Genomic DNA, 25462 nt, shown 5'->3' with positions numbered 1-25462 from the left:
ACAGCGATTGTCGACAATCCCAAGCCAATCTCAGGCGTCCTGCGTGGCGTCGCCGACGTCGATGGCGAGCACGTCGGACGGCGACGCCGCCTCCACCGCCCCMTCCGCCGCGCTGCGCGCCTGGATCAGCCACATCTCCGCGTAGCGGCCGTTGGCGCGCATCAGCTCGGCATGCGTGCCGCGCTCGACGATGCGGCCGTGATCCATCACCAGGATCTGGTCGGCGTGGACCACGGTGGAGAGCCGGTGGGCGATCAGCAGCGTGGTGCGGTTTTGCGCCAGCCGCATCAGTTCGGCCTGGATGGCCTGCTCGGTGCGCGAATCAAGCGCCGAGGTGGCTTCGTCGAACACCAGGATCGGCGGATTCTTGAGCAGCGTGCGGGCGATGGCCACGCGCTGCTTCTCGCCGCCGGACAGCTTCAGGCCGCGCTCGCCCACCGGGGTGTCGTAGCCCTGCGGCAGTTCGCGGATGAAGGTGTCGATCTGGGCCGCGCGCGCGGCTTCGATGACCTCGTCGCGCGTGGCCTCCGGCCGGCCGTAGGCGATGTTGTAGTAGATGCTGTCGTTGAACAGCACGGTGTCCTGCGGCACGATGCCGATCGACGCCCGCAGGCTCGACTGGCGCACGTTGCGGATGTCCTGGCCATMGACCTCGATCCCGCCGCGGGACACGTCGTAGAAGCGGAACAGCAGCCGCGCCAGCGTGGACTTGCCCGAGCCGCTGTGGCCGACCACGGCGGTGGTCGTCCCGGCGGCGATGGTGAAATCGACGTCGTCCAGGATCACCCGGTTGCTCTCGTAGCCGAATCCCACATGGCGGAAGCGCACCTCGGCGCCGCGCACCTGGAGCGGGAGCGCCCCGGGCGTGTCGGCCACCTCCTGGTTCGTGCCGAGCAGGACGAACATGCGGTCCATGTCGGTCGTCGACTGCTTGATCTCGCGGTAGATCACGCCGAGGAAGTTCAGCGGGATATAGAGCTGGATCATCAGCGTGTTCACCAGCACGAGGTCGCCCAGCGTCAGCGTGCCGGCCGCCACGCCCACCGTGGCGCGCCACAGGATCAGGATCAGCCCCAGGGCGATGATGGTCTGCTGGCCGAAGTTCAGGAACGACAGCGAGTTCTGCGAGCGGATCGCGGCGGTGCGGTAGGTGCGCAGGTTCTCGTCGTAGCGGTGGGCCTCGTATTCCTCGTTGCCGAAGTACTTCACGGTCTCGAAGTTCAGCAGCGAGTCGATCGCCTTCTGGTTGGCGCGCGAGTCCAGCTCGTTCATCTTGCGCCGGAAGTGCGTGCGCCACTCGGTCACGACGATGGTGAACACGATGTAGCCGACCAGCGCGCAGGTGGTGATCGCCGCGAACCAGATGTCGTAGCGGACCACGAAGAAGCCGATCACCAGCGACATCTCCACCAGCGTGGGCAGGATGCTGTACAGCGAGTACGAGATCAGGGACTGGATGCCGCGCGTGCCGCGCTCGATGTCGCGGCTCATGCCGCCGGTCTGCCGGTCCAGGTGGAAGCGCAGCGACAGCGCGTGCAGATGGCGGAAGACCTGCAGCGCGATCTCGCGCACCGCGCTCTGCGTCACCTTCGAAAAGAGGATCTCCCGCAACTCGGTGAACAGCGTGCCCGAGAGCCGCAGCACCCCGTAGGCGACGATCAGGCCGACCGGCACCACGAGCAGCGCGGCGGTATCGCCGGGGGCGATGTTCATGCTGTCGATCAGCTTCTTCATCAGCACCGGCACGCCGAGGTTGGCCACCTTGGCCGCCACCAGGCAGGTCAGCGCCAGCATCACGCGCCACTTGTAGTGCCAGACGTAGGGCAGCAGGTTACGGACGGTCTGCCAGTCGCTGCGGGGCTTGCCGCCGGCGGGGAACAGCGATTTGGCCGATTCGGGGGGGGAATCGGCGGACGTGGAGTAGCGGCGCATACGTTAGAATTCTTGCCAATGCCGCGATTGTCGCAGAGATCGCACATCCCGGCAGGCCATGACATTCCCCCGCACCCCGCCTTACCTTCCTGCCGATATGAACCATCCTGCCCCGCTCTCCGAACTGCCCGCCGGCAAGAACCCCGCCCTCCGCGTGGTGCCGATGCCCGCCGACGCCAATGTGCATGGCGATGTGTTCGGCGGCTGGATCATGTCCCAGGTGGACATCGCCGGTTCGATCCCGGCGGTGGAGCGCGCCCAGGGCCGCGTCGCCACGGTGGCCGTGAACTCGTTCCTGTTCAAGCACCCGGTGATGGTGGGCGATCTGGTGAGCTTCTATGCCGATATCGTCAAKACCGGCCGGACCTCGATCACCGTGTCGGTGGAGGTCTACGCGCAACGCATGCGCCACAGCCACGAATGCGTGAAGGTGACGGAGGCCACGCTGACCTACGTGGCCACCGACGATACGCGGCAGCCGAGAACCCTCCCGACCGCCTGAAGCGCCAACGCTCGCGTCTTAGCTGAACTTCGAGAAATCGGGCTTGCGCTTCTCGAAGAACGCCGAGAACGCCTCTTTCGCTTCCGGCGCCACCAGCATGCGCCGGAACACCTCGCCCTCCTCGCCCATCTTCTGCTCGACGGCTGCCACGTCGTCGCCCTTCATGAGCCGCTTGGTCTCGCGCAGCGACGACGCCGGCAGCGCGGCCAGCTTGGCCGCMTGCTGGCGCACGTAGTCCTGCAATTCGGCCACCGGCAGCACCTTGGTCACCAGACCCATCGCCAGCGCCTCCTGCGCGCTGAACGCCTCGCCCAGCATCAGCTTCTCGGCAGCGCGCTGATAGCCGACCAGACGCGGGAGCAGCAGGCTCGACGCCGCCTCCGGGCACAGGCCGAGCTGCGCGAACGGCAGGGACAGCTTCGCCGTGTCCGAGGCGTAGACGAGATCGCAATGCAGTAGCAGCGTCGTGCCAATGCCCACCGCCGCGCCACTGACCGCCGCCACCACGGGCTTGCTCGCGTGGCTGATCGCATGCAGGAACTGGAACACCGGCGCCGGCGTGCCATCCGCGCCGTGCGACGGCGGGCGCTTCATGAAGTCCTCGAGGTCGTTGCCGGCGGTGAAGATCTCCGGCTTGCCCTCGATCACGATCACACGCACGGCGGCGTCAGTCTCCGCCGCGCGCAGCGCATCGGCCATGGTCTGGTACATCGCGGCCGTGATCGCATTCTTCTTGTCGATGCGGTMGAAGCCGATGGTCAGGATGCCCTGGTCGATTCGTGTGGCAATGCTCATGTCAAACCTCGTCTGTCTCGTCTAGCTCATTGGGATGCCGCTCATACGAACGGTGGCGGCACTTCGGAAAGGTAACCGATGCTGAACGCGCCGGCGCCGATGTTCAGCGCCACGGTCAGGCTCATCGGGGCCAGCATCAGCTCCACGCCGGCGCGCTCGGCCGTGGCGGCCAGCGACTGCCACGCGGGCCACGCGCGCACTTCGTCGATATTGCCGGCATAGGCCACCGAGATGTCCGGCGTCAGCAGGCAGCCGGCCCGCACGCAGCTCTCGGCATGAGCCAGCAGCCGGCGGATGCCGTCCTCCTGTCCGCGCGCCTTGGCAATCGCCTCGGTCTCGCCCTGGTGCATGCGGATGATCGGGCGGATGTTGAACGCATTGCCCAGCATGTAGCGGCCCCAGGTGATGCTGTTCTCGCCCTTCTGCTTGGCGCGCGTATACATATAGAGCAGCTCGTTCGGCACCATGATCATGTGGGCGGCGTCGCGCAGGCGGGTCTCCACCGCATGGGAGATCGCCGCGGCGTCACCGCCGTGGCCCAGCATGCGGGCCACCTCGCGCACGATCAGCGCCTGGCCCGGGCCGATGGCGCCGGTGTCGATCACGGTCAGGTCGAACAGGCCGCTGCGCCCGGCGTCCTTGCGCAGCTTGAAGCTGCGCGCCACGGTGCCGACCACGGCGCCGGTGGCGTTCGCGTAGAACTTGCTGCGCGTGCTGGCAATCGTCAGCAGGATGGCACGGTCGCAGCCGGCCACCACATGCTTGAGCAGATGGTCTTCCAGCTCGCGTTCGAGCAGGGGGATCGATTCGGCGTAGTGGTCCTGCTTGCCGACCAGGTACTGCTGGTACAGGTCGGGCAGCGCGGCTTCGTCGCGGGTGTCGACCACGAAGCGGTCGCCAGCGCGAATCCGGAAAGGGATGGTATGGACGCCCAGCGCGTCCATCATTGCGCGCGGCATGTCGCATGCCGCGTCGGCCAGAATAGCTGTCTCCTGCATATTATTGTGTTCCTCCGTATCAAGCGTTTCAGTGTGTGGGTTCTCCGTTCCATCGCACTACGTTCTTCACCTGATCAGAGGGTTCGGGACAGCCCACCCGCCGGGCTGTCCCGGTGGCGCGCTGCCCCTGGCGCGTTTAAACGCGCTCGAAGATACCGGCGGCGCCCATGCCCGTGCCGACGCACATGGTCACCATGCCGTATTTGAGGTTGTGGCGACGCAGCGCGTGCACCACGGTGGCCGAGCGGATCGCGCCCGTGGCACCGAGCGGGTGGCCCAGCGCAATCGCGCCGCCCATCCGGTTGACCTTGGCCGGGTCCAGCGCCAGGTCACGCATCACCGCCAGCGACTGCGCGGCGAAGGCCTCGTTCAGTTCGATCCAGTCGATCTGGTCCTGCGTCAGCCCCGCAGCCTTCAGCGCGGCCGGAATCGCTTCCTTCGGACCAATCCCCATGATCTCGGGCGGCACGCCGCGCACCGCGAACGACACGAAGCGGGCCAGCGGCACGAGATTGAACTGCTTGAGGATCTTTTCCGAGACAAGGATCAGCGCGCCGGCGCCGTCCGACGTCTGCGAACTATTGCCGGCCGTCACGCTGCCCTTGTTGGCGAACACCGGGCGCAGCTTGGCCAGGCCTTCCAGCGACGTGTCGGGGCGCGGACCCTCGTCCAGCGAGATAGTACGCGTCTTGACGCCGACCTGACCAGTGGCGAGGTCCGGGAACTTCTCGGTTACCTCGATTGGGGTAATTTCGTCGGCGAACTCCCCGGCCTGCTGCGCGGCCATCGCCTTCTGGTGCGACGCCAGCGAGAACGCGTCCTGATCCTCGCGGCTGACCTGCCACTGGGTCGCCACCTTCTCGGCGGTCAGGCCCATGCCGTAGGCGATGCCGACGTTCTCATCGCGCGTGAAGATCGACGGCGACATCGACGGCGTGTTGCCCATCATCGGCACCATGCTCATCGATTCCACGCCGGCGGCGATCATCACGTCCGACTCGCCCACGCGGATGCGGTCCGCGGCCATCGCCACGGCCGACACGCCCGAGGCGCAGAAGCGGTTCACGGTGATGCCGCCCACGGTGTTTGGCAGGCCCGAGAGCAGCGCGCCGATGCGCGCCACGTTCAGGCCCTGCTGGGCTTCGGGGATGGCGCAGCCCACGATGGCGTCTTCGATCAGCGCCGGATCGAGATTGGGCACCTGCGCCACGGCAGCGCGCAGGATCATGGCGAGCAGGTCGTCAGGCCGGGTGTTCCGGAACGCGCCCTTGGGGGCCTTGCCGATGGGCGAACGGGTGGCCGCGACGATGTAGGCGTCTTGCAGTTGTTTCATGATGTCGGTTCCTATTCTGGCCTGTTAGTTGCGCACCGGCTTGCCGGTCTGCAGCATGCCCATGATGCGCTCCTGCGTCTTGCCCGTGCCGAGCAGCTCGATGAACGCGCGGCGCTCCAGCGCCAGCAGCCAGTCCTCGCTGACCAGCGAGCCGGCTTCCACGTCGCCGCCGCACACGGCCTCGGCGATACGCGTGGCGATCAGGAAATCGTGGGCCGAGATAAAGTTGCCGTCGCGCATGTTGACCAGCGACGCCTGGATGGTGGCGATGCCCGAGCGGCCCGCCACCGGCACCAGCGCGCCGGGCACCGGGGCGCGGTAGCCGGCGTTGGCCAGCGCGCGCACTTCGCTCTGCGCCACGTACAGCAGTTCGTGGACGTTGAAGACGATGGTGTCAGTCGGTTGCAGATAGCCAATCTGCTGCGCATCGAGCGCCGAGGTGGACACCTTCGCCATCGCCGCCGCCTGGAAGCGGTTGGTCAGGAATTGCAGGTAGTTGGTGCTGCCCGCCGCCTGCGCCGCGCGCGCGGCAGCCAGTGCCGCCTCCTTGAGGCCGCCACCGGCCGGGACCAGGCCCACGCCCACTTCGACGAGGCCGATGTAGGTTTCGAGCGCGGCCACACGCTTGGCCGAATGGAGCATCAGCTCGCAGCCACCGCCGAGCGCGATGCCCGACGCCGCCGCCACCACCGGCACGGCCGAATACTTCACGCGCATCATGCCGTCCTGGAACTTCTTGACGAACGGCTCGATGCCCTTGGCGCCGCCCATCATGAACGCGGGCATGGCAGCTTCGAGGTTGGCGCCGGCCGAGAACGGACCGCCGGGCGCGCCCAGTTGCAGCGAGGTCGGCTGCCACACCACCAGACCCTTGTAGCCGGCTTCGGCCAGGTCGATGGCGCGCGTCAGGCCGTCGATGACATCCGGCCCGATCGTGTTCATCTTGCTCTTGAAGGACACCACCAGCACGTCGTCGGCGCCGGCGCTGGTCCAGATGCGCACGGCATCGTTCTCTTCGACAGTCTTGCCAGCCGTGCGCGGATCGGCCGCGTCGGTGCCGCGCAGCGCTGCGCGGAACACCTGGCGCTGGTACACCGGCAGTTCGGCGCGCTGGACGAACGAACTGGTCGCCGGCGACCACGAACCCTTGGCGCTATGCACGCCCTGGTTCTCGGCCACGGCACCGCTGAACACCCAGGCGGGCAACGCGGCGTTCGACAGCGCCTTGCCTGCATCGACATCTTCCTTGACCCACTCGGCCACCTGCTTCCAGCCGGCGGCCTGCCAGTCTTCGAACGGGCCCGAGTTCCAGCCGAAGCCCCAGCGGATGGCGAGGTCCACGTCCGCCGCCGAACCGGCGATCTGTTCGAGGTAGACGGCGATGTAGTGGAACACGTCGCGGAAGACGCTCCACAGGAACTGCGCCTGCGGGTTGGTCGATTCGCGCAGMAGCTTGATGCGCTCCGCCGGCTCCTTCTTGAGCATGCGGACCACGATCTCGTCGGCCTTCTTGCCCGACTCCACGTACTGGCCGGTCTTGGCGTCCAGCACCTTGATCGCCTTGCCTTCCTTCTTGTAGAAGCCGGCGCCGGTCTTCTGGCCCAGCGCGCCCGCATCGACCAGCCCCTTCAGCACGGTCGGCGTCTGGTAGACCGGTGCGAACGGGTCGTTGGTCAGGTTGTCCTGCATCGTCTTGATCACGTGCGCCATGGTGTCCAGGCCCACCACATCGGCGGTGCGGAACGTGGCGGACTTGGCGCGGCCCAGCTTGGAACCGGTCAGGTCATCGACGACATCGAACGGAATGCCGAACTTCTCGGCCTCGGCGAACACGGCCAGGATCGAGAAAATGCCGACGCGGTTGGCGATGAAGTTCGGCGTGTCCTTGGCGCGCACCACGCCCTTGCCGAGCGTGGTGGTCAGGAAGGCTTCCAGGCGGTCGAGGATCTCGGGCTGCGTGGTGGCCGTCGGAATCAGCTCCACCAGGTGCATGTAGCGCGGCGGGTTGAAGAAGTGCACGCCACAGAAGCGGGCCTTCAGGCCAGCGTCGAAGCCATCCGACAGCGCGGTGATCGACAGCCCCGAGGTATTGGTCGCGAAGATCGCATGCGGGGCGAGGTGCGGGGCCACCTTCTTGTAGAGGTCGTGCTTCCAGTCCATGCGCTCGGCGATGGCCTCGATCACCACGTCGCACTCGCCCAGCAGGGCGATGTCGTCCTCGTAGTTGGCGGCGCGGATCAGGCCGGCCTCGTCCTTGATGCCGAGCGGCGCGGGCGAGAGCTTCTTCAGGTTCTCGATGGCGCGCAGGGCGATGCCGTTCTTGGGGCCTTCCTTGGCGGGCAGGTCGAACAGCACCACGGGCACGCGGGCGTTGACCAGGTGGGCGGCAATCTGCGCCCCCATGACGCCGGCACCCAGCACGGCGACTTTCTTGACGATGAAATTGGACATGCGCGCTCCTCAGTCTGTGAGCGTTGAGAGGATGTGAGGTACGGGCAGGCGCGGCGGCGGATGGCCGCGCGCGCCTGCCGGCAAATCAGAACAGGTCGGCGTCCAGCGCCATCAGCGTGGCCGAGCCGGCGCGCGCCTTGCGGATCTCCGCGGCGGTTTCCGGCAGCAGCTTGGCGAAGTAAAACCGCGCCGTGGCGAGCTTGCTGGTGTAGAACTTGTCGCCGCTGCYCTCCTTCTCGAGCGCGAGCTTGGCCATGCKGGCCCAGAAGTACGAGAACACCAGGTGCCCCACCACGCGCAGGTACGGCACGGCGGCCGCGCCCACTTCGTCCGGGTTGCCCATGGCCTTCATGCCGATTTCCATGGTCAGCTTCTGCACCTTGTCGCCGATGTCGGCCAGCGGGTTGACGAACTCCTGCATCGCCTCGTTGGTGCCCTCTTCCTCGACGAAGTCCTGCACGATCTTGCCGAACGCCTTCAGCTTGGCGCCCATGTCGCCCAGGATCTTGCGGCCCAGCAGGTCCAGCGCCTGGATCGTGTTGGTGCCTTCGTAGATCATGTTGATGCGGGCGTCGCGCACGTACTGCTCCATGCCCCATTCGGCGATGTAGCCGTGGCCGCCGAACACCTGCATGCCCTCGTTGGTCGAGGTGAACGCGTTGTCGGTCAGGAAGGCCTTGATCACCGGCGTCAGCAGCGCCACGAGGTCGCCGGCTTCCTTGCGCACGGCGGCGTCGGGGTGCGACAGCTCGCGGTCGATCTGCAGCGCGGTCCAGTAGCTGAACGCGCGGCCGCCTTCGACGTAGGCCTTCTGCGTCAGCAGCATGCGGCGCACGTCCGGGTGCACGATGATCGGATCGGCCGGCTTCTCCGGCGCCTTCGGGCCGGTCAGCGCGCGCATCTGCAGACGGTCCTTGGCGTAGGCCAGCGAGTTCTGGTACGCCACCTCGGTCAGGCCCAGGCCCTGGGCGCCCACGCCCAGGCGCGCGGCGTTCATCATCACGAACATCGCGTTCAGGCCCTTGTTCGCCTCGCCCACGAGCCAGCCCCGCGCGCCGTCCAGGTTCATCACGCAGGTGGCGTTGCCGTGGATGCCCATCTTGTGTTCGATGGAGCCGCACTTGATGCCGTTGCGCTCGCCCGGGTTGCCGCTGGCATCGGGGATGAACTTCGGTACCACGAACAGCGAGATGCCCTTGGTGCCTTGCGGGGCGTCCGGCAGGCGGGCCAGCACCAGGTGAATGATGTTCTCGGCCAGGTCGTGCTCGCCGGCCGAGATGAAGATCTTCGTGCCCGAGATCAGGTAGGAGCCATCGGCCTGCGGCTCGGCCTTGCTGCGCAGCATGCCGAGGTCGGTGCCGCAATGCGGCTCGGTCAGGCACATCGTGCCGGTCCACACGCCGGACACCAGCTTGGGCACGTAGGTCTGCTTCAGCTCCGGCGTGCCGTGGGCATGCAGCGCCTCATAGGCGCCGTGCGAGAGGCCCGGGTACATCGTCCACGCCTGGCCGGCCGAGTTCAGCATCTCGTACAGCGCGTTGTTGATGATGATGGGCAGGCCMTGGCCGCCGAACTCGGGGTCGCAGGCCAGCGCCGGCCAGCCGGCTTCGACGTACTGCTGGTAGGCCTCCTTGAAGCCCTTGGGCGCGCGGACCACGCCGTCGCCCTCGTAGGTGCAGCCCTCGCGGTCGCCGGGCTGGTTCAGCGGGAAGACCACGTCGGCGCAGAACTTGCCGGCTTCCTCGATAACCTGGTTGATGGTGTCCGCGTCGATGTCGGCGTGCGTCGGCATCGCCTTGAGTTCGGCTTCTGCGCCGAGCAGTTCATGGAGCACGAACTGCATGTCGCGCAACGGTGCGGTGTACTGGCCCATCAAAAACTCCTTGGAGGTTTGCGATGCCGCCACACGCACGCGCCGCGCCGCCTGCAGGGAGGGGGCGAGACCGTTGCCGGGGGCGGCGTCAGGTTCGGTAAGACTGAATCAGTTTGTTGAGCGCGACCATGGCAAGTTCGGCGCTGTCCGGCAGGCGCAGGAAACGGGCGTCGTGATGCAAGCCTAGTTCAAGGCTGTACATCTCGAACAGCATCGTGCGCGGATCGCAGTCCGCGCGCAGGTGCCCCTCTTCCTTGGCCTGGTCGATCGCGCGCATCAGCGCGGCCCGCCAGATCGTGACGCTCTTGACCAGCTCGTCACGCACCGGGCTTTCCGCGCGATCGTCGTACTCGACCGCCCCGCTGATGTAGATGCAGCCCGTGGTCACTTCCTGGATGCGCTTTTCCATCCAGCGCCGCACCATCGACCACAGGCGCGGCAGACCGCGTGGCTCGTGCAGCGAGGGGTAGAACACCTCCTGCTCGAACCGGCGGTGATACTCGCGCACCACTTCCACCTGCAGGTCCTCGCGCGAACCGAAATGCGCGAATACGCCGCTCTTGCTCATCTGCATGCGTTCCGCGAGGAGGCCGATGGTCAGCCCTTCCAGCCCGTCGCGGGACGACAATTCCAGTGCGGCATCGAGAATCGCCACGCGCGTCATCTCACCCTTGCGCAAGGGCGCGGGTGCGGCGGCGGATTCAAGACGGACTGACTGGTGTCGCATGGTGTTCTCTCCGTTCTCGCAGCGCACTTCCCGGGCGCTGCCTATGACCTGACTTTGCTTTGAACCTGGCATTGCGGCTGCCGTAAAGCCGTGGCAAGTCGCGAATGCACGCAGTCTAAGCCAAAAAAGAACGGTCGTTCAGATTATTCTGGCGAGGCCGTTTGGCATCAAGCAATTAATTAGACCGGGGTTTCTAAACAGACGGTGCGGGCCCTGCGTTGACCACGCATTGCAGCAACGGCTTAAAACCGCACGGCACCAGCGCGCGCGGGATGGCGCGTGCGGCAGGGCAGCATGGTAACGCCACGCGCGCGGCCATGCGTCGAGGCATTCAGTACCGCCCCGTCACCCCGGCGATGACGACGCCGACGCGCAACACATAGTAGGCCGCCCAGTTGGCAAACCGCCGCAGGCGCGGCAGGCCCGCGTGCGCCTCCGGCACCACGCGCGCGCTGCGCTGCGCCATGGCCCGTTCCAGGTGCCCGCGCAGGTCGTTCGCGAAGTGGGTGTCGTAGACGGCCACGTTGGCCTCGCGCGCCAGCAGCAGGCTGAACGGGTCCATATTGCTCGAGCCGACCGTCGCCCAGGTATCGTCGACCACGGCGACCTTCGCGTGCAGGAAGCTCGCCTCGTATTCGTAGATCTCCACGCCCGCCTCGAGCAGCGTGGCGTAGAGCGCGTGCGTGGCGAAATGCTGGAGCCGGTACTCGACCACCCCCTGGAGCAGCAGCCGCACCCGCACGCCGCGCTCGCGGCAGGCCAGCAGCGCGCGGCGCATCTTGTGGCCCGGCAGGAAGTAGGCGTTGGCGAGGATCACGTCGTGCCGCGCCGCGCCCAGCGCGTAGAGGTACTCGCGCTCGATCGTGCGGCGGTTGCGCAGGTTGTCGCGCAGCAGCAACGCGGCCGGCACGCCGCCCGGCTGCACGTTGCGCCGCGCCTGGCGGGCGGCCGTGGTCAGCGTCTCCACCTCGGCGAAGGCCTCGGCGGTCTCGCGCAGGCCGCGGCGCTGGGCGATGCGGAACCAGAGCCGGGCCGACGCCAGCGCAATCTGCGCGACCAGCGGCCCGGACACCCGCACGGCGAAGTCGTAGCGCGGGCCGAGTTCGGGCAGGTCGAGCGGGCCGTGGTTGTGGTCGTCGATGATATTGATGCCGCCGACGAACGCCACGCTGTCGTCGATCACGGCCATCTTGCGGTGGAGCCGGCGCAGGTGCCGGCGCGCCAGCTTGAACCCGCGCAGCGGCCGGTAGATCTCGAGCTTCACCCCGCCGGCCTGGAGGCGCTGTTGCAGGGCTTCGGGCATGTCGCCGGCGCCGAAGCCATCGACCACGAGCCGCACATCCACGCCACGCTGCGCCGCAGCGACCAGCGCCTCGGTCACGCGTTGGCCGACCGCATCATCGGCATAGATATAGGTCTCCAGCACGACGTGGCGCGTGGCCGTGCCGATGGCGGCGATCAGGGCGGGGAAGAAGGTTTCGCCATTGCGCAGCAGGTCCACCGCGTTGCCGGGCACCGGGCTGCCGCGCCGGCGGCCCCAGCGCAGCAGGGGCGCGCGGAGGTGGACGTCCGCGGGCGCCGCCTGGGGGATGGGCGGTGCCGGGGACTGGGGCGTCGAGGCGGGTGCGGGGCGGTCGACCCGGTCGTAGATCCGTGACATGGCTTGATTATCGGATAACGGGCGGCTCCTGCACATCGCCCGGGCCAACTCTGCTATTGTCGGGCCATTGTGTGGCGGAAAACGGAAAGTATTGTGAAGGTATTCGGCATCGCCGGTGCGTCGGGCAGCGGCAAGACCACGCTGCTGGACCAGCTGATTCCCCGCTTCGTGGCCGACGGCCTGCGGGTCGCCGGCATCAAGCACACCCACCACGGCTTTGACCCCGACACCCCCGGCAAGGACTCCTGGCGCATGCGCGCCGGCGGCTGCGAGAACGTCGTGCTGGTCGGCGCGCGGCACCTGACGCTGATGCGCCACTACCCGGAGTCGAAGCCATCGCCCGAAATCAGCGAGGCCCTGGCCGTGCTGCCGCCCGAGACCGACCTGGTGCTGGTCGAAGGCTATAAATGGAGCGATTTCCCGAAACTCGAGGTCTATCGGCCCGCCCACGGCAAGCCGCCGCTCTGGCGCGACGTACCCGGCGTGGTCGCCGTGGCGACCGACGCGCCGGCCGAAGTTGCCACGCAAACGGCGCTGCCGGTACTCGACCTCGCCGATCCAGACGCCATCTACCACTGGATCCGCACCGCCCTCATCAGCCTGTAACCCCGGGGCACTACGCCTCGGGAATCGCCACCCGGCGGGCCAGCTCCGCCACCAGCGGCACATGGTCCGAACGCTCGGCCCATTCGCGGCCGGTCAGCGCCTGGGTGCGCTCGATCTCGAATCCCCGTACGTAGATCCGATCCAGCTGCCACCACGGCATATGGCTCGGAAACGTGTGGATACGCCCGCTCTTGGCGTGCGCCGACTCCACCGCGTTGAGCGTGTTGCAGATCTGGGCGTCCAGCCGATGGTTCCAGTCGTTGAAATCGCCGGCGATGACCAGCGGCGCATCGGCCGGCACCACGGCGCGCACACGCTCCACCAGCGCGCTCGCCTGCCGCGCCCGGCTGCGCGCGAACAAGCCGAAATGCACGCAGATCAGGTGCGCCTCCACGCCGTTGATGTCCGCCACCGCGTGCAACAGGCCGCGCTGCTCGAAGCGGTGATCGGAGATATCGAGATTTTCCGACATCAGGATCGGATGCCGGGACAGGATCGCGTTGCCGTGATGGCCGTGATCGTAGACCGCGTTGCGGCCGTAGACCGAATGCGGATAGGCGTCGGTGGCCAGATAGTTGAGCTGGGTGTGGTCAGGGTCGAACAACTCGGCGGCGACCAGCCGGTCGTTGCGGTCCTGGACTTCCTGCAGGAAGACGATGTCCGCGTTCATGGTCTGCAGGCCGGTGCGTACATTCTGGATGCGCGGCTTCCCGCTGAACCCCTTCACGCCCTTGTGGATGTTGTACGTGACCACGCGCAGCTTCATCATGCCGCTCCCGAGGTGACGTCGAGCCCCGCCGCCGCCCGCCAGGCCAGCTGGCGCACCGCTTCCGCATTGCTGCTGGAAAAGCAGCGCTCGGCGGCTTCCTGCCAGGGCAGCCACGCGTAGCGCAGGTGTTCACGCGGCGCTAGCGTCACATTAAGAGGTGCGGGCACGCACAGCCCGAACCAGTGCTCGGTGTTGCGTGCCACCCCGGGCGCGTAGCGGTGGCGCCACTGGGGGTAGATGTCGTACGTGATGGTGTGTTGCCAGTCGGTCAGGCTATGCGCGCTGGCGATGATGCCGGTTTCCTCGGCCACCTCGCGGGCGGCGGTCACTGGCAGCGGTTCGTCCTCGGCGTCCAGGCTGCCGGTGACCGACTGCCAGAAGCCGGGCCGGTCGGCGCGCTCGATCAGCAGGACTTGCAGGTCTGGCGTGTAGATGACAACCAGCACCGATTCGGGAATCTTGTAGGGCATGGGGCGCGTTGGAAGGACAAACCCAAGGATAGCGCAAACCCCTCCGCTCAGGCCGCCGAGCGATCGGCGGCAGGTGCCGGCATCCCGTCTTCCGGCTTGGCGTGGCGCAGCCAGGTCTCGAAGACGTCCGGCGAATCGCCATGGCCCCACGCAGAACGCAGTTGCTGCATCAGCGGCGCCAGCGCCTGCGTGTAGCGCTGCGAGGCCACGTGGGCATGCTCGGCCAACGCATCGGTGCTCTCGCGCAGTTGCGCGGCCAGCTCGGCACGTTCCTGCCCAATGTCCTTCTCGCGCTGACCCAGCTGGTTGTACTTCTGGATCAGGAAGCGCTGGTAATCGCCCGCTTCCACGCCTTGCGCGGCCTGGGCGTTGACCTGCTCGAAGCGCATCACGATGCTGGCGGTTTCCTGTTCGACATGGGCGGCTTCCGCCACCAGCGCCTGGAGCGCCTCCTGAAGCGTCAGCGCCTCGCGGCGATGGGTCTGGAGCCGGGCGGCTTCATCCTCGAACGTACGCTGAGCGGTCAGGTAGGCCTGCACGACCGGTTGCGGGGCGACGACCAGCAGCGGGTCCGCGCCACCGGCACGCCGGCCGGTCAGTAGCGCGTCCTCGGCCAGACGCAGGTTGCCGACATCCTCAAGCCATCGCCCACGAGCCATGACGGTCGCCACGGTATCGAGCGACAGGCGACGCAGCGCATCTGCGCGCTGGGCAGTGACAGGCTCGGCGCCATCGGGATCCACAGCCACGGGATGCGCCGTTTGCGCCGCATGGGCGATGTCGGGCACGCACGCGGCCACCGTGGTCGCCACTGACTCGGACATCGCCTGCGCCGACTTGCGCACCGCGCGGCGCAGCTCGAATTTCGCCAGCAACATCATCACCAGGCCGGCCACCAGCCACGTCAGGATGGTCTCCGCATGCGCCTGCAGGAACTGGCGGATTTGTTCGATATCGAGGTTCACAGATTCGTCCTCCCAGACGGCGCGGTTGATTATGGGTTTTTCAACCTAGGGAGACATTGTTGCGGGAGGCTTCGTTCCTATTCGTAACAAATGGAAACGAGATTGTTGGCGGATTTGGTGCTAATGGGTTCGTTCGGCCGCGGTTGTTTCTGTTGTTGCGATGGTGGCTGTTGCCCACAACCACCACCCCAAAAAACAAAAGGGGCACCACCCCAAGGCTGGCACCCCTCATCAAAACCCCGGTCAAAAAACTCAAACCGTAGTCTTGGCCTCCTGCGCCCGCAGCCGAATATGCAGTTCCCGCAGCTGCTTCTCGTCCACCGCCGACGGGGCCTGCGTCAGCAGATCCTGTGCACGCTGGGTCTTCGGGAAGGCGATCACGTCGCGGATCGAATCGGCGCCGGCCATCATCGTCACGATACGGTCGAGGCCGAATGCCAGTCCGCCGTGCGGCGGCGCGCCGTATTGCAGCGCATCCAGCAGGTAGCCGAACTTGGCCCGTGCCTCTTCCTCGCCGATCTTCAGCGCGCGGAACACCTTGCTCTGCACGTCCTCGCGGTAGATACGGACCGAACCGCCGCCCATTTCCCAGCCGTTCAGCACCATGTCGTACGCCTTGGCGATGCACTTGCCCGGATCGGTTTCCAGGTACTGCAGGTGCTCGTCCTTCGGGCTCGTGAACGGGTGGTGCATGGCCACCCAGCGCGCGTCTTCCTCGTCGTACTCGAACATCGGGAAGTCGATCACCCACAGCGGCTTCCACACGTCCTCGAACAGGCCGCTGGACTTGCCGAATTCGGAATGGCCGATCTTCAGGCGCAGGCCGCCGATGGCGTCGTTCACGACCTTGGCCTTGTCGGCGCCGAAGAAGATGATGTCGCCGTCCTGGGCGCCGGTGCGCTTCAGGATCTCGGCAATCGCGGCGTCATGCAGGTTCTTGACGATCGGCGATTGCAGGCCGTCGCGGCCCTTGGCCACTTCGTTGACCTTGATCCAGGCCAGACCCTTGGCGCCGTAGATGCCGACGAACTGGGTGTAGGCGTCGATTTCGCCACGCGAGATCGAACCGCCGCCCGGCACGCGCAGACCCACCACGCGACCGTTGTCGCTGTTGGCCGGGCCCGAGAACACCTTGAAGTCGACGTCCTTCATCACGTCGGTCAGCTCGGTGAATTCGAGCTTCACGCGCAGGTCCGGCTTGTCCGAGCCGAAGCGGGCCATGGCCTCGCGGTACTCCATCACCGGGAACGCGGCGTCCAGGTCCACGTTGATGGCGTTCTTGAACACGGTGCGCATCATGTCCTCGAACAGGTCGCGGATCTCCTGCTCGGTCAGGAACGACGTCTCGCAGTCGATCTGCGTGAATTCGGGCTGGCGATCAGCGCGCAGGTCCTCGTCGCGGAAGCACTTGGTGATCTGGTAGTAGCGGTCGAAGCCCGAGACCATCAGCATCTGCTTGAAGATCTGTGGCGATTGCGGCAGCGCGAAGAAATGGCCCGGGTTCGTGCGCGACGGCACCAGGTAGTCGCGCGCGCCTTCCGGCGTGCTCTTGCCCAGCATCGGCGTTTCGATGTCGATGAAGCCCTGGGCGTCCAGGTACTTGCGCACTTCCATGGCCACCTTGTAGCGCAGGCGCAGGTTGTACTGCATCTGCGGGCGGCGCAGGTCCAGCACGCGGTGCGTCAGGCGGGTGGTTTCCGACAGGTTGTCGTCGTCCAGCTGGAACGGGGGCGTGACCGACGGGTTCAGCACGCTCAGCTCATGGCACAGCACCTCGATCTTGCCCGAGGTCAGGTTGGCGTTCTCCGTGCCGGCCGGGCGCGGACGCACCTTGCCAGTGATGCGGATGCAGAACTCGTTGCGGATCTCTTCGGCGGCCTTGAACATCTCCGGGCGATCCGGATCGCAAACCACCTGCACCAGGCCCTCGCGGTCTCGCAGATCGACGAAGATCACGCCGCCGTGGTCACGCCGGCGCTGTACCCAGCCGGTCAGGGCCACTTCCTGGCCGATCAGTTGTTCGGTCACCAGACCGCAGTAGTGAGTACGCATGGAGGACATAGGAGAAATTCCCGGTAATGCGCGGCCGCGAGGCGGCCCGCGCGCAATTCAATGAGTAGAGTTCGAGTCGGCGACCGCAACCGCCTCTTCAGCGGTGTCCGCGGCCTCGGCCGCATCCGCCGGACGGCCCGACGTGCCGGACTTGCGGGGCAGCTCCGTCGGCGCCACGACGCCCATCGAGACGATGTACTTGAGCGCGGCGTCGACGGTCATGTCGAGTTCGATGGTGTCGGCCTTGGGCATCATCAGGAAGAAGCCCGAGGTCGGATTCGGCGTGGTCGGCACGTAGACGCTGACGTATTCGCCCTGGAGGTGATTCTGCACGTCTCCGCCGGGCCGGCCGGTCAGAAACGCGATGGTCCAGGACCCCTCGCGCGGATACTGCACCAGCAGCGCCTTGCGGAACGCGTTGCCGGACGACGACAGCAGCGTGTCCGAGACCTGCTTCACGCTGGTGTAGATGGGGCCCACCACGGGAATGCGGCCGAGCAGCATTTCCCACCAGCGCACCAGCCGTTGGCCGATGAAGTTGTGCGCGAGCACGCCCACCAGCAGGATGAACAGCAGCGTCAGGATGGCGCCAAGACCTGGAATGCGGCGCCCGAACAGGTTCTCGGGCTGCCACKCCACCGGCAGCAGGGCCATGCTCTGGTCCATCGTGCCGATGATCAAATTGAGCACCCACAGCGTGATGCCGAGCGGCACCAGCACGAGCAGCCCGGTCAGGAACCAGGTCTTGAGGGCGGAGGTTTTCTTGGCAACCACGGTTTTGGCCATGAGGGTCAGGCGCTGGCGCTGCCGCCCGCCGGGGCGGAAGGCGTCGAAGACGTGGACGTGGACGTGGACGACGACGAAGCCGACGAACCAGACGCGTCACCGCCCGAGGCCGCCGGGGCCGATGCCGCCGCACCGCCCGTAGCCGCTGGCGCGCTGGCGCCCTTGTTGCCGCTGTTGCCGCCACGGAAGTCCGTGACGTACCAGCCCGAGCCCTTGAGCTGGAAGCCGGCGGCGGTCAGTTGTTTCTTGAAGGACCCGGCAGCGCCGCAGGATGGGCAGTCCGTGAGCGGGGCATCGCTCATTTTCTGCAGCACATCGCGCCCGTGGCCGCAGGCGTCGCAACGGTAGGCATAGATCGGCATGATGGTTCTTTTCGCGGAAATCTGGATTGGGAACAACAGGTGGCAGCGCCGGAGGCCATTTGCAATGGCAATTCGCGGAAAAACACCCGCACGGCGATGCAAAGCCTCGGATTATAAACTGTCGGCGGCCCGTCCACCGCCGGGAAAAGAGGCCATTCCGGGCGCCTCAGGTCGCCCATGAGGCGCCTGGGGCCCGTTTTACCGGCGCCGCCGGGGTGCCGGACCCGGTTTCAGGCTTGGAAGTTACGCAATATGCACTTCCTTGACGCCCGGTCGCTCGCTGATCCATTGCGGCAGCAGCGAGCCGAACACCATGCCGCTGATCGAGAACATCAGCCCCACCATCTGCGGCGGCACGGCGGCGTCGGCGAAGGCCACCTCGCAGGTCAGCCAGGATGCCAGCCCCATCAGGATGGCGGCCAGCCCGCCCTGTCGCGTGGCCGGCTTCCAGAACAGCCCGAACGCCAGCGGCACGAAGGACGACACCAGCGTCACCTTGTATGCGTTTTCCACCATGTGGAAGATCGACAGGTGCGAATTCAGCGCGAACAGCGTCACCAGCGTCGTGAAGACCAGCACCACGGCCTGCATCACGCGCAGGAACTGCTTGTCGGTCAGATGGCGGAAGTACGGCCGCATGATGTTCTCAGCGAACGTCACGGACGGCGCCAGCAGCGTGGCCGACGCGCAGCTCTTGATGGCCGACAGCAGCGCACCGAAGAACATCACCTGCGCGAACATCGGCGCATGGGTCAGGATCAGCTGCGGCAGGATCAGCTGCGAATCCGAGTTGATGTACTTCTCGACCATGCCGGGATCGATCATCGTGGCCGAATAGGCCAGGAACATCGGGATGAAGGCGAAGAAGAAGTACAGCACGCCGCCCAGCACCGAGGCGCGCCCGGCAATCTTCTCGGTACGCGACGAGGTCACGCGCTGGAACACGTCCTGCTGCGGAATCGAGCCCAGCATCATCGTGAACAGCGCCGCCGCGAAGCCAATGATCTGGATCAGGTCCAGCGACGGCCAGAACTCGAACTTCCCGGCCGCCGCCGCGTGCGACACCACCGCCGCCACGCCGCCGGCCTGCCCGCTGACCTCGTAGCCGATATAGAGCATGCCGATCACGATGATGATCATCTGGATGAAATCGGTCACCGCCACCGACCACATGCCGCCGAACAGCGTGTAGACCAGCACGCTGGCCGCGCCGATCATCATGCCGGCGTCCTGCGACAGCGCGCCGTCGGACACCGTATAGAACACCAGCCCCAGCGCCTTGATCTGCGCCGCCACCCAGCCGAGGTAGGACGCCACGATACATAGCGTGGTCAGCACTTCGGCCACGCGCCCGTAGCGGTTGTGATAGTAGTCGCCGATGGTCAGCAGGTTCATCCGGTACAGCGGCCGGGCGAAGAACAGGCCCACCAGGATCAGGCAGAGCGAGGAGCCGAACGGGTCGGACACCACGCCGGAGAGCCCCTCCTTGAGGAACACGGCCGGGATGCCGAGCACGGTTTCGGAGCCGAACCAGGTGGCGAACACCGTGGCGGTGACGATGTAGAACGGCAGGCTGCGGCCGGCCACGGCGAAGTCGGCGGTGCCCTTGACGCGCAGCGCCGCCCACAGCCCAATGCCGACCGAGATAACCCAATAGATGATGACGAACCAGATCAGCATGCCGCTGCCCTATCCCAGATTTCCGAAGTTGCGGAGAAATGCCGGCGGATTATAGCGATGCAGACCCGACGGGTCGAAAAAAAATCCCCGGGCGCGGCGAATTCCCCACGCCGGTGCGGGAAGCGGCGCATGGACGACTTGGAAACGGCTCAGGGTCGAATCTGGATCGGATCAGGTTCGCTTCAGGCCCGCCGGCGCCAGACCTGCCAGCGCTCCTGGCCGGCCGCGAAGACCGGCAGCGGCGCGGCGGACGGACGGTCCTCCACCAGATCGAAGGCCGGCGCCAGCAGCCCGTCCAGCTCGGTGCGGGGCATGGTGAACGGGGGCCCGCCGCGCGTCTCACCTATATAGAAGTAGCCGGCCAACAATCCGCCCGGTGGCAGCAGTGCCGCCACGCGGTCGGCATAGGGCTGGCGCAGCGCCGGCGGCAGCGCGCACAGGAAGGCGCGCTCGTAGATCAGTTGGCAGGGCGGCTCGGGCGTGAAGGCGAAGAAATCGGCCTCCCGCACCACCACGGCGGCGGCGCCGAGCGCCCGCCGCGCCGACGCCACCGCCTCGGCGGAGAAGTCGATCGCCGTCACCGGCCAGCCGCGCGCGTGGAGCCAGCCGGCCTCCCAGCCGTTGCCACAGCCCGGCACCAGGGTCGGGCACGGCGTCAATCCAGCAGCGAACGCCTCGAACTCGGCCGGCACGCCCTGAGCGTCCCAAGGCGTGAATTGCCGCGCAAAGCGCTCGTCCCAGAACGCCGCGTMGGCGGCGTTGCGGCTCTCGAATTCGCGTTTCGGGGGATTCGGCATGGCGTGCGTCCGAGGCTTACCAGTAGCCCGCCCAGGCCAGCGCCTGCACCAGCACGATGCCGGCCAGGAAGCCGCCGATCAGCATCAGCGCCGTGGACAGCCGACGGTTGGTGCGCCGCTGCTCCACCACGAGCTGCGCCAGCAACCGCTCCTGCTCGCCATTGTTCTGCAGCGCGCGGCGTTCCAGGAACTGGTGCGCCAGGCGCGGGAAGTCAGGCAGCATCTTGGCCCACTGCGGCGCCTCCACCTTTACCCGCTCCCAGGCGCCCTGCCAGCCCACCTGCTCGTACATCCACTTTTCGAGGAACGGCTTGGCGGTCTTCCAGAGGTCGAGTTCCGGGTCGAGCTGCCGGCCCAGCCCCTCGATATTGAGCAGCGTCTTCTGCAGCAGCACCAGCTGCGGCTGGATCTCGACGTTGAACCGCCGCGAGGTCTGGAACAGCCGCATCAGCACCATGCCGAGCGAAATCTCGCGCAGCGGTTTGTCGAAGTACGGCTCGCAGCAGGCGCGCACGGCGGACTCCAGCTCCTCCACGCGCGTCTCGGCCGGCACCCAGCCCGATTCCACGTGCAGCAGCGCCACACGGTGGTAGTCGCGTCGGAAAAATGCGATGAAGTTCTGCGCGAGGTAGTTCTTGTCGAACTCGGACAGCGCGCCGACGATGCCGAAGTCCAGCGCGATATAGCGCCCGAACGTCTCCGGCTGCACCGAGACGAGGATGTTGCCGGGGTGCATGTCGGCGTGGAAGAAGCCGTCGCGGAACACCTGCGTGAAGAAGATCTCCACGCCCTCCTCGGCCAGCTGGTGCATGTCCACGCCAGCCGCCTTCAGCGACTCCATGCGCGAGATCGGGATGCCGTGCATCCGCTCCATCACGAACACGTTGCTGGTGCACCAGTCCCAGAACACTTCCGGCACCAGCAGCAGCCCGCTCTCGATGAAGTTGCGGCGCAACTGGCTGGCGTTGGCGGCCTCGATCATCAGGTCGAGTTCGTCGTGCAGGTACTTGTCGAACTCGGCCACCACCTCGCGCGGCTTGAGCCGGCGGCCATCCACCCAGACGCGCTCGAGCCAGGTCGCCATGTCGCGCATCAGGGCCAGGTCGCTGTCGATCACGGGCAGCATGCCGGGCCGCAGCACCTTCACCGCCACCTCACGCCCATGGTTCGGGCCGCCGCGCAGCGTGGCGAAGTGCACCTGCGCGATGGACGCGCTGGCCACCGGCGTGTGCTCGAAATTCTCGAACAAGTCCGAAAGCGGCCGGCCGAGCGACTTCTCGATGATCTTGACGGCCAACACCGGGTCGAACGGCGGCACCTGGTCCTGGAGCATCGCCAGTTCGTCGGCGATGTCGGGCGGCAKCAGGTCGCGSCGGGTSGACAACACMTGGCCGAACTTGACGAAGATCGGCCCGAGCGTGGTCAGCGCCATCCGCAGGCGCACGCCGCGCGGCTGCTCGAGCTTGCGGCCGATGGTGATGACCTTCACCAGCAGCTTGATGCGCCGGCTCTTGAAGCCGGACAGCACGAGTTCATCGAGCCCGTAATACAGGATGACAAAGACGATCTTGCAGAGACGCAGAAGGCGGGTCATGCGGGTTCTTTACGGTGCGGAGGCACGCCGCGCGCGCAGGCGGCGGCGCAGGCAAAAGGGAGGGAGGACGACGGCCGGGCCATCAACGGTGGGCGGACGGCAGCTTGCCCGGCGCGGCCGGCTGGCGTTCCAGCCGTTCCAGCCGCTTTTCCAGCCGTTCGAGGTCGTCGCGCAGCCGCGCCACGTCATCGGCAAAGCCGTCCAGCGCCGCGTGGCGTACGAGGGTCGGTTGTTCGTCGAGTAGGTATTCCGTCACATTGTCGAGCAGGGCGCGGCCCACGCGGGTGGCGTTGTCGTGGACCTGGCGTGCGCCATCGACCACGCGCTGCGCCACGCTGTCACTGACCGGGCCGCCCATCACGCCGCGCAGCGCGCGCGACAAGTCTTCGGCGGCGTCCCAGCGCAGGCTGCGGGCCAGCGTGGACACGGCGTTGGCCAGTTCCGCGTCGCCTTCGATCCGCACATGGCGCATCGCGGCGGCCTGCCCGCCCTCGGCCACGTCGGCCACCACCAGCGGCCATTGCTGCAACGGCACCAGCAAGGTCACGGCCGGCGCCTCGGCCACCGTGGCCTGCTCGATGCAGCCGTGTTCGGTCACCTTCAGCGCTAGCGCAAAGGCGGCGGCATCGAAGCGGATCACGCGGCCGGCAAAGGGCGACAGCAGCGCGCAGGCCCACGGCTCCTGTTCGATCAGGTGATTGAGGGCGGCAACGATCGGCGCGGCCAGCGGGGAAGGCAAGGCGTTCATGGCGAGCGGTTTGCGGTAGTCGGGCAACAAAAAAGGCCCACGCACGCGTGGGCCTCCATTCTAAGCTACTCGCCCGCCGCATCCGTGGAAGCGGCGGGGAGATTACGCTCAGGACTCCTGCTGAATGCCGGCCAGCAGCCAGCCACCGTTGCCGGCGGTGGCCTTGGCCAGGTTCCAGACCTCGGCGAACGGCTGGGCCGGCTCGCCCGCGCGCTCGCGGATCATGCCGGCGAAACGCACGCTGGCAACGTGCTGCGTCGGGGTGTCCTCGATGCCCAGCAGTTGGGCATCCAGCGTCACGACGTCGGTCTTGTTGACCTCGGCGCCGCGCTCGGCCAGATCCATCTTGATCTCGGCGAACATTTCCGGCGTGGTGAACTCGCGGATGTCGTCGAGATTGCCGGCGTCCCACGCGGCCTGCAGGCGCACATAGTGAACCTTGGCATTGCGCAGGAAGGCTTCGGTGTCGAAGTCGGCCGGCACGCCCCACGGTTGCTGCACTGCAGCAGCCACGGCGCCGGCGGCAGCGCCACCCATCACCGGGTTGGCCGCCGCGCCGCCGTAGGCGGCAGGTTGCGCGGGTTGCTCGGCCTGACGGAAGGTCGGCTCGGCAGTGCGCGACAGGTCGTTGCCACCGAAACCACCCTGGTTGCCCTGATTGCCCATGCCGGCGTAGGCCGGTTGCTGGCGGCGCGCTGCGCCTCCGCGGAACTTGCGGATCAGCCAGAAGGCCAGCAGCGCGATACCGCCGATCAGGATCAGATTCGACAGGAAGCTGGCAGCCGCACCGCCCAGACCGAAGTGCGAGAGCAGGTAGCCAAGACCCAGACCAGCCGCCAGGCCGCCGAGCATGCCGCCCCAGTTACGCTTGGGTGCAGCAGCCGCCGCACCGCCGGCCGCGCCAGCCGTGGCCGGTGCCGCCTGGTTGGGCTGTTGGGCCGGTTGCTGCGTCGGCGATTGCTGGGCCGGCGCCTGCTGACGTTGCTGCGTCACGGAGGACGACTGCTTGCCAACACTGCGCGAGCCGCCCAGCCGCTTGGCATTGGCGTCCAGTGCGACCCCCAGCGCCAGCGTCGCGATCAGCGACGCGGCGAGGAATTTTCCACGAAAAGAAGACATTTTCTGCGATCCCCTGTCAGTTTCGGCCATCCAAGGCCGAACATGGCGAATTAGTACTTACGCCCGACGTGGAGCGCCACCACTCCGCCCGTCAGATTGTAGTATTCGACCTTCTCGAGCCCCGCATGTTCCATCAAGCGTACAAGTGAACCCTGGTCTGGATGCATTCTGATCGATTCTGCGAGATAGCGATAGCTCGGGGCATCCCCAGCCACCCGCTCGCCCAGCCACGGCAATACCTTGAACGAGTAAACATCGTAGGCCTTTTCCAGCGGCTTCCAGACTTTGGAGAATTCCAGGACCATGACCTTGCCGCCCGGCTTCACCACGCGGCGCATCTCGGCCAGCGCGCGGTCCTTGTGGGTCATGTTACGCAGCCCGAACGCCACCGTGACGAGGTCGAAGTAGTTGTCCGGAAAGGGAATCCGCTCGGCGTCGCACAGCGCCACCGGGGTCACCACGCCCTTGTCGAGCAKGCGGTCGCGGCCCACGCGCAGCATGGATTCGTTGATGTCTGTCAGCCAGACCTCGCCGGTCGGGCCGGCCCGCTTCGCGAAAGCCTTGGCCAGGTCGCCCGTGCCGCCGGCGATGTCGAGCACCTTCTGGCCCGGGCGCACATTGGCCTGGGCGATGGTGAACATCTTCCAAAGCCGGTGCATGCCGCCGGACATCAGGTCGTTCATCACGTCGTACTTGCTCGCGACCGAATGGAACACGCCAGCTACCTTGCCGGCCTTATCCGTTTCGTCGACTTTCTCGAACCCGAAGTGGGTCTCGCTCATGTCTGGTACTCCAGGTGCGGATATATATAGACGGGGATCAGTGGTGGTGGCCGCAGGCATGGCCGCCGCCGGCCACCATCGGCGCATCGCGGTCGACGCCGGCGGCTTCGAGCCGCTTCAGGTAGTCGTTCCACAGCGCTTCCTGCTGGTCGCCCAGGCGATACAGCAGCTCCCACGAGTAGATGCCGGTGTCGTGGCCGTCGTCGAAGCGGATCAGGATCGCGTAGTTGCCCACGGGCTCCACCGCCGCGATGCCCACCTCGCGCTTGCCGGTCTGGAGCGTTTCCTGGCCAGGGCCATGGCCCTGGACCTCGGCGGACGGCGAATAGACGCGCAGCAGCTCGAACGGCAGGCGCCACGCGCGGCCATTGTCGAAGCCGATTTCCAGCACGCGCGACTGCGTATGCACGGTCAGCGCGGTGGGATGGGGGGTGTCTTTCTCTAGGCCAGCCATAGTAGGG

At 66.8% G+C, this 25462-nt stretch carries 23 protein-coding genes; 2 read left to right on the top strand and 21 right to left on the bottom strand.

The genetic code is table 11. The features are described 5' to 3' along the window. Positions 1-30 precede the first annotated feature (30 nt). Positions 31-1932, bottom strand: coding sequence for an ABCB family ABC transporter ATP-binding protein/permease (locus tag AC1EJR_RS13210; RefSeq protein WP_477147182.1), 1902 nt, complete (start codon positions 1930-1932; stop codon positions 31-33). Between the two features lie 97 nt (positions 1933-2029). Here AC1EJR_RS13210 and AC1EJR_RS13205 point away from each other — a divergent pair, with 97 nt between their 5' ends. Continuing rightward, positions 2030-2434 carry an acyl-CoA thioesterase gene (locus AC1EJR_RS13205; protein WP_477147230.1) on the top strand — a complete coding sequence of 135 codons (405 nt, stop codon included), beginning with the start codon at positions 2030-2032 and terminating at the stop codon, positions 2432-2434. Positions 2435-2452: 18 nt separating this feature from the next. Here the strand turns inward: AC1EJR_RS13205 and AC1EJR_RS13200 are convergent, their stop codons facing one another. From AC1EJR_RS13200 to clsB, 7 genes are all read right to left on the bottom strand, one after another. Beyond that, a complete protein-coding gene (locus AC1EJR_RS13200; RefSeq protein WP_477147181.1) occupies positions 2453-3229 on the bottom strand; it encodes an enoyl-CoA hydratase in 777 nt (258 codons plus the stop codon). A 41-nt stretch (positions 3230-3270) separates the two neighbouring features. Beyond that, positions 3271-4227, bottom strand: coding sequence for a DegV family protein (locus AC1EJR_RS13195; protein WP_092291845.1), 957 nt, complete (start codon positions 4225-4227; stop codon positions 3271-3273). A 136-nt stretch (positions 4228-4363) separates the two neighbouring features. Then, the gene (locus AC1EJR_RS13190; protein WP_092291843.1) at positions 4364-5563 is read right to left on the bottom strand and encodes an acetyl-CoA C-acyltransferase; all 1200 of its coding nucleotides are present in this window, start codon (positions 5561-5563) and stop codon (positions 4364-4366) included. Between the two features lie 21 nt (positions 5564-5584). Further along, entirely contained in the window at positions 5585-8011 is a 2427-nt protein-coding gene (locus AC1EJR_RS13185) for a 3-hydroxyacyl-CoA dehydrogenase/enoyl-CoA hydratase family protein (protein ID WP_092291841.1), read from the bottom strand. An 85-nt stretch (positions 8012-8096) separates the two neighbouring features. Next, positions 8097-9884 (bottom strand): acyl-CoA dehydrogenase C-terminal domain-containing protein, encoded by a 1788-nt coding sequence (locus tag AC1EJR_RS13180; protein ID WP_477147180.1) that lies wholly within the window; start codon positions 9882-9884, stop codon positions 8097-8099. Positions 9885-9972: 88 nt separating this feature from the next. After that, on the bottom strand, positions 9973-10563 hold the full coding sequence (locus AC1EJR_RS13175; protein ID WP_092291837.1) for a TetR/AcrR family transcriptional regulator: 591 nt from the start codon (positions 10561-10563) through the stop codon (positions 9973-9975). Positions 10564-10942: 379 nt separating this feature from the next. Further along, positions 10943-12271: a cardiolipin synthase ClsB gene (clsB, locus tag AC1EJR_RS13170; RefSeq protein ID WP_255370713.1), complete on the bottom strand. Its 1329-nt coding sequence runs from the start codon at positions 12269-12271 to the stop codon at positions 10943-10945. A gap of 93 nt (positions 12272-12364) precedes the next feature. On the opposite strand from clsB, the gene mobB reads away from it, so the two are divergent. Next, positions 12365-12877 (top strand): molybdopterin-guanine dinucleotide biosynthesis protein B, encoded by a 513-nt coding sequence (mobB, locus tag AC1EJR_RS13165; protein WP_092291833.1) that lies wholly within the window; start codon positions 12365-12367, stop codon positions 12875-12877. A gap of 10 nt (positions 12878-12887) precedes the next feature. Here the strand turns inward: mobB and AC1EJR_RS13160 are convergent, their stop codons facing one another. From AC1EJR_RS13160 to AC1EJR_RS13100, 13 genes are all read right to left on the bottom strand, one after another. After that, positions 12888-13646, bottom strand: coding sequence for an endonuclease/exonuclease/phosphatase family protein (locus AC1EJR_RS13160; protein ID WP_177219860.1), 759 nt, complete (start codon positions 13644-13646; stop codon positions 12888-12890). Further along, the gene (nudB, locus tag AC1EJR_RS13155) at positions 13643-14116 is read right to left on the bottom strand and encodes a dihydroneopterin triphosphate diphosphatase (protein ID WP_092291829.1); all 474 of its coding nucleotides are present in this window, start codon (positions 14114-14116) and stop codon (positions 13643-13645) included. The genes AC1EJR_RS13160 and nudB overlap by 4 nt, the downstream gene beginning before the upstream one ends. Positions 14117-14163: 47 nt before the next feature. Then, positions 14164-15081 (bottom strand): hypothetical protein, encoded by a 918-nt coding sequence (locus AC1EJR_RS13150; RefSeq protein WP_092291827.1) that lies wholly within the window; start codon positions 15079-15081, stop codon positions 14164-14166. Positions 15082-15333: 252 nt separating this feature from the next. Further along, a complete protein-coding gene (aspS, locus tag AC1EJR_RS13145) occupies positions 15334-17142 on the bottom strand; it encodes an aspartate--tRNA ligase (protein WP_092291825.1) in 1809 nt (602 codons plus the stop codon). Positions 17143-17190: 48 nt separating this feature from the next. Continuing rightward, positions 17191-17907, bottom strand: coding sequence for a DUF502 domain-containing protein (locus AC1EJR_RS13140; protein WP_477147179.1), 717 nt, complete (start codon positions 17905-17907; stop codon positions 17191-17193). 17 nt (positions 17908-17924) lie between these two features. Then, positions 17925-18281 (bottom strand): FmdB family zinc ribbon protein, encoded by a 357-nt coding sequence (locus tag AC1EJR_RS13135; protein ID WP_441591677.1) that lies wholly within the window; start codon positions 18279-18281, stop codon positions 17925-17927. Between the two features lie 243 nt (positions 18282-18524). Then, the gene (locus AC1EJR_RS13130; protein WP_092291821.1) at positions 18525-19961 is read right to left on the bottom strand and encodes a high affinity choline transporter 1; all 1437 of its coding nucleotides are present in this window, start codon (positions 19959-19961) and stop codon (positions 18525-18527) included. A 182-nt stretch (positions 19962-20143) separates the two neighbouring features. After that, positions 20144-20758, bottom strand: a complete 615-nt coding sequence (locus AC1EJR_RS13125; RefSeq protein WP_477147178.1) for a methyltransferase domain-containing protein — start codon at positions 20756-20758, stop codon at positions 20144-20146. Positions 20759-20774: 16 nt separating this feature from the next. Beyond that, positions 20775-22352, bottom strand: coding sequence for a ubiquinone biosynthesis regulatory protein kinase UbiB (gene ubiB, locus AC1EJR_RS13120; protein ID WP_477147177.1), 1578 nt, complete (start codon positions 22350-22352; stop codon positions 20775-20777). A gap of 82 nt (positions 22353-22434) precedes the next feature. Continuing rightward, positions 22435-23100: a ubiquinone biosynthesis accessory factor UbiJ gene (locus AC1EJR_RS13115; RefSeq protein WP_092291815.1), complete on the bottom strand. Its 666-nt coding sequence runs from the start codon at positions 23098-23100 to the stop codon at positions 22435-22437. A gap of 108 nt (positions 23101-23208) precedes the next feature. Next, positions 23209-24219 carry a Tim44 domain-containing protein gene (locus AC1EJR_RS13110; RefSeq protein WP_454756804.1) on the bottom strand — a complete coding sequence of 337 codons (1011 nt, stop codon included), beginning with the start codon at positions 24217-24219 and terminating at the stop codon, positions 23209-23211. 50 nt (positions 24220-24269) lie between these two features. Further along, positions 24270-25001: a bifunctional demethylmenaquinone methyltransferase/2-methoxy-6-polyprenyl-1,4-benzoquinol methylase UbiE gene (ubiE, locus tag AC1EJR_RS13105; protein WP_477147176.1), complete on the bottom strand. Its 732-nt coding sequence runs from the start codon at positions 24999-25001 to the stop codon at positions 24270-24272. A 37-nt stretch (positions 25002-25038) separates the two neighbouring features. After that, on the bottom strand, positions 25039-25455 hold the full coding sequence (locus tag AC1EJR_RS13100; protein WP_092291808.1) for a gamma-butyrobetaine hydroxylase family protein: 417 nt from the start codon (positions 25453-25455) through the stop codon (positions 25039-25041). Between the last annotated feature and the right edge of the window lie 7 nt (positions 25456-25462).

The organism is Cupriavidus sp. 05T42 (assembly GCF_056396345.1).
Note: the sequence above shows the minus strand (reverse complement) of the source record. Positions and strands in the feature narration are given on the sequence as shown.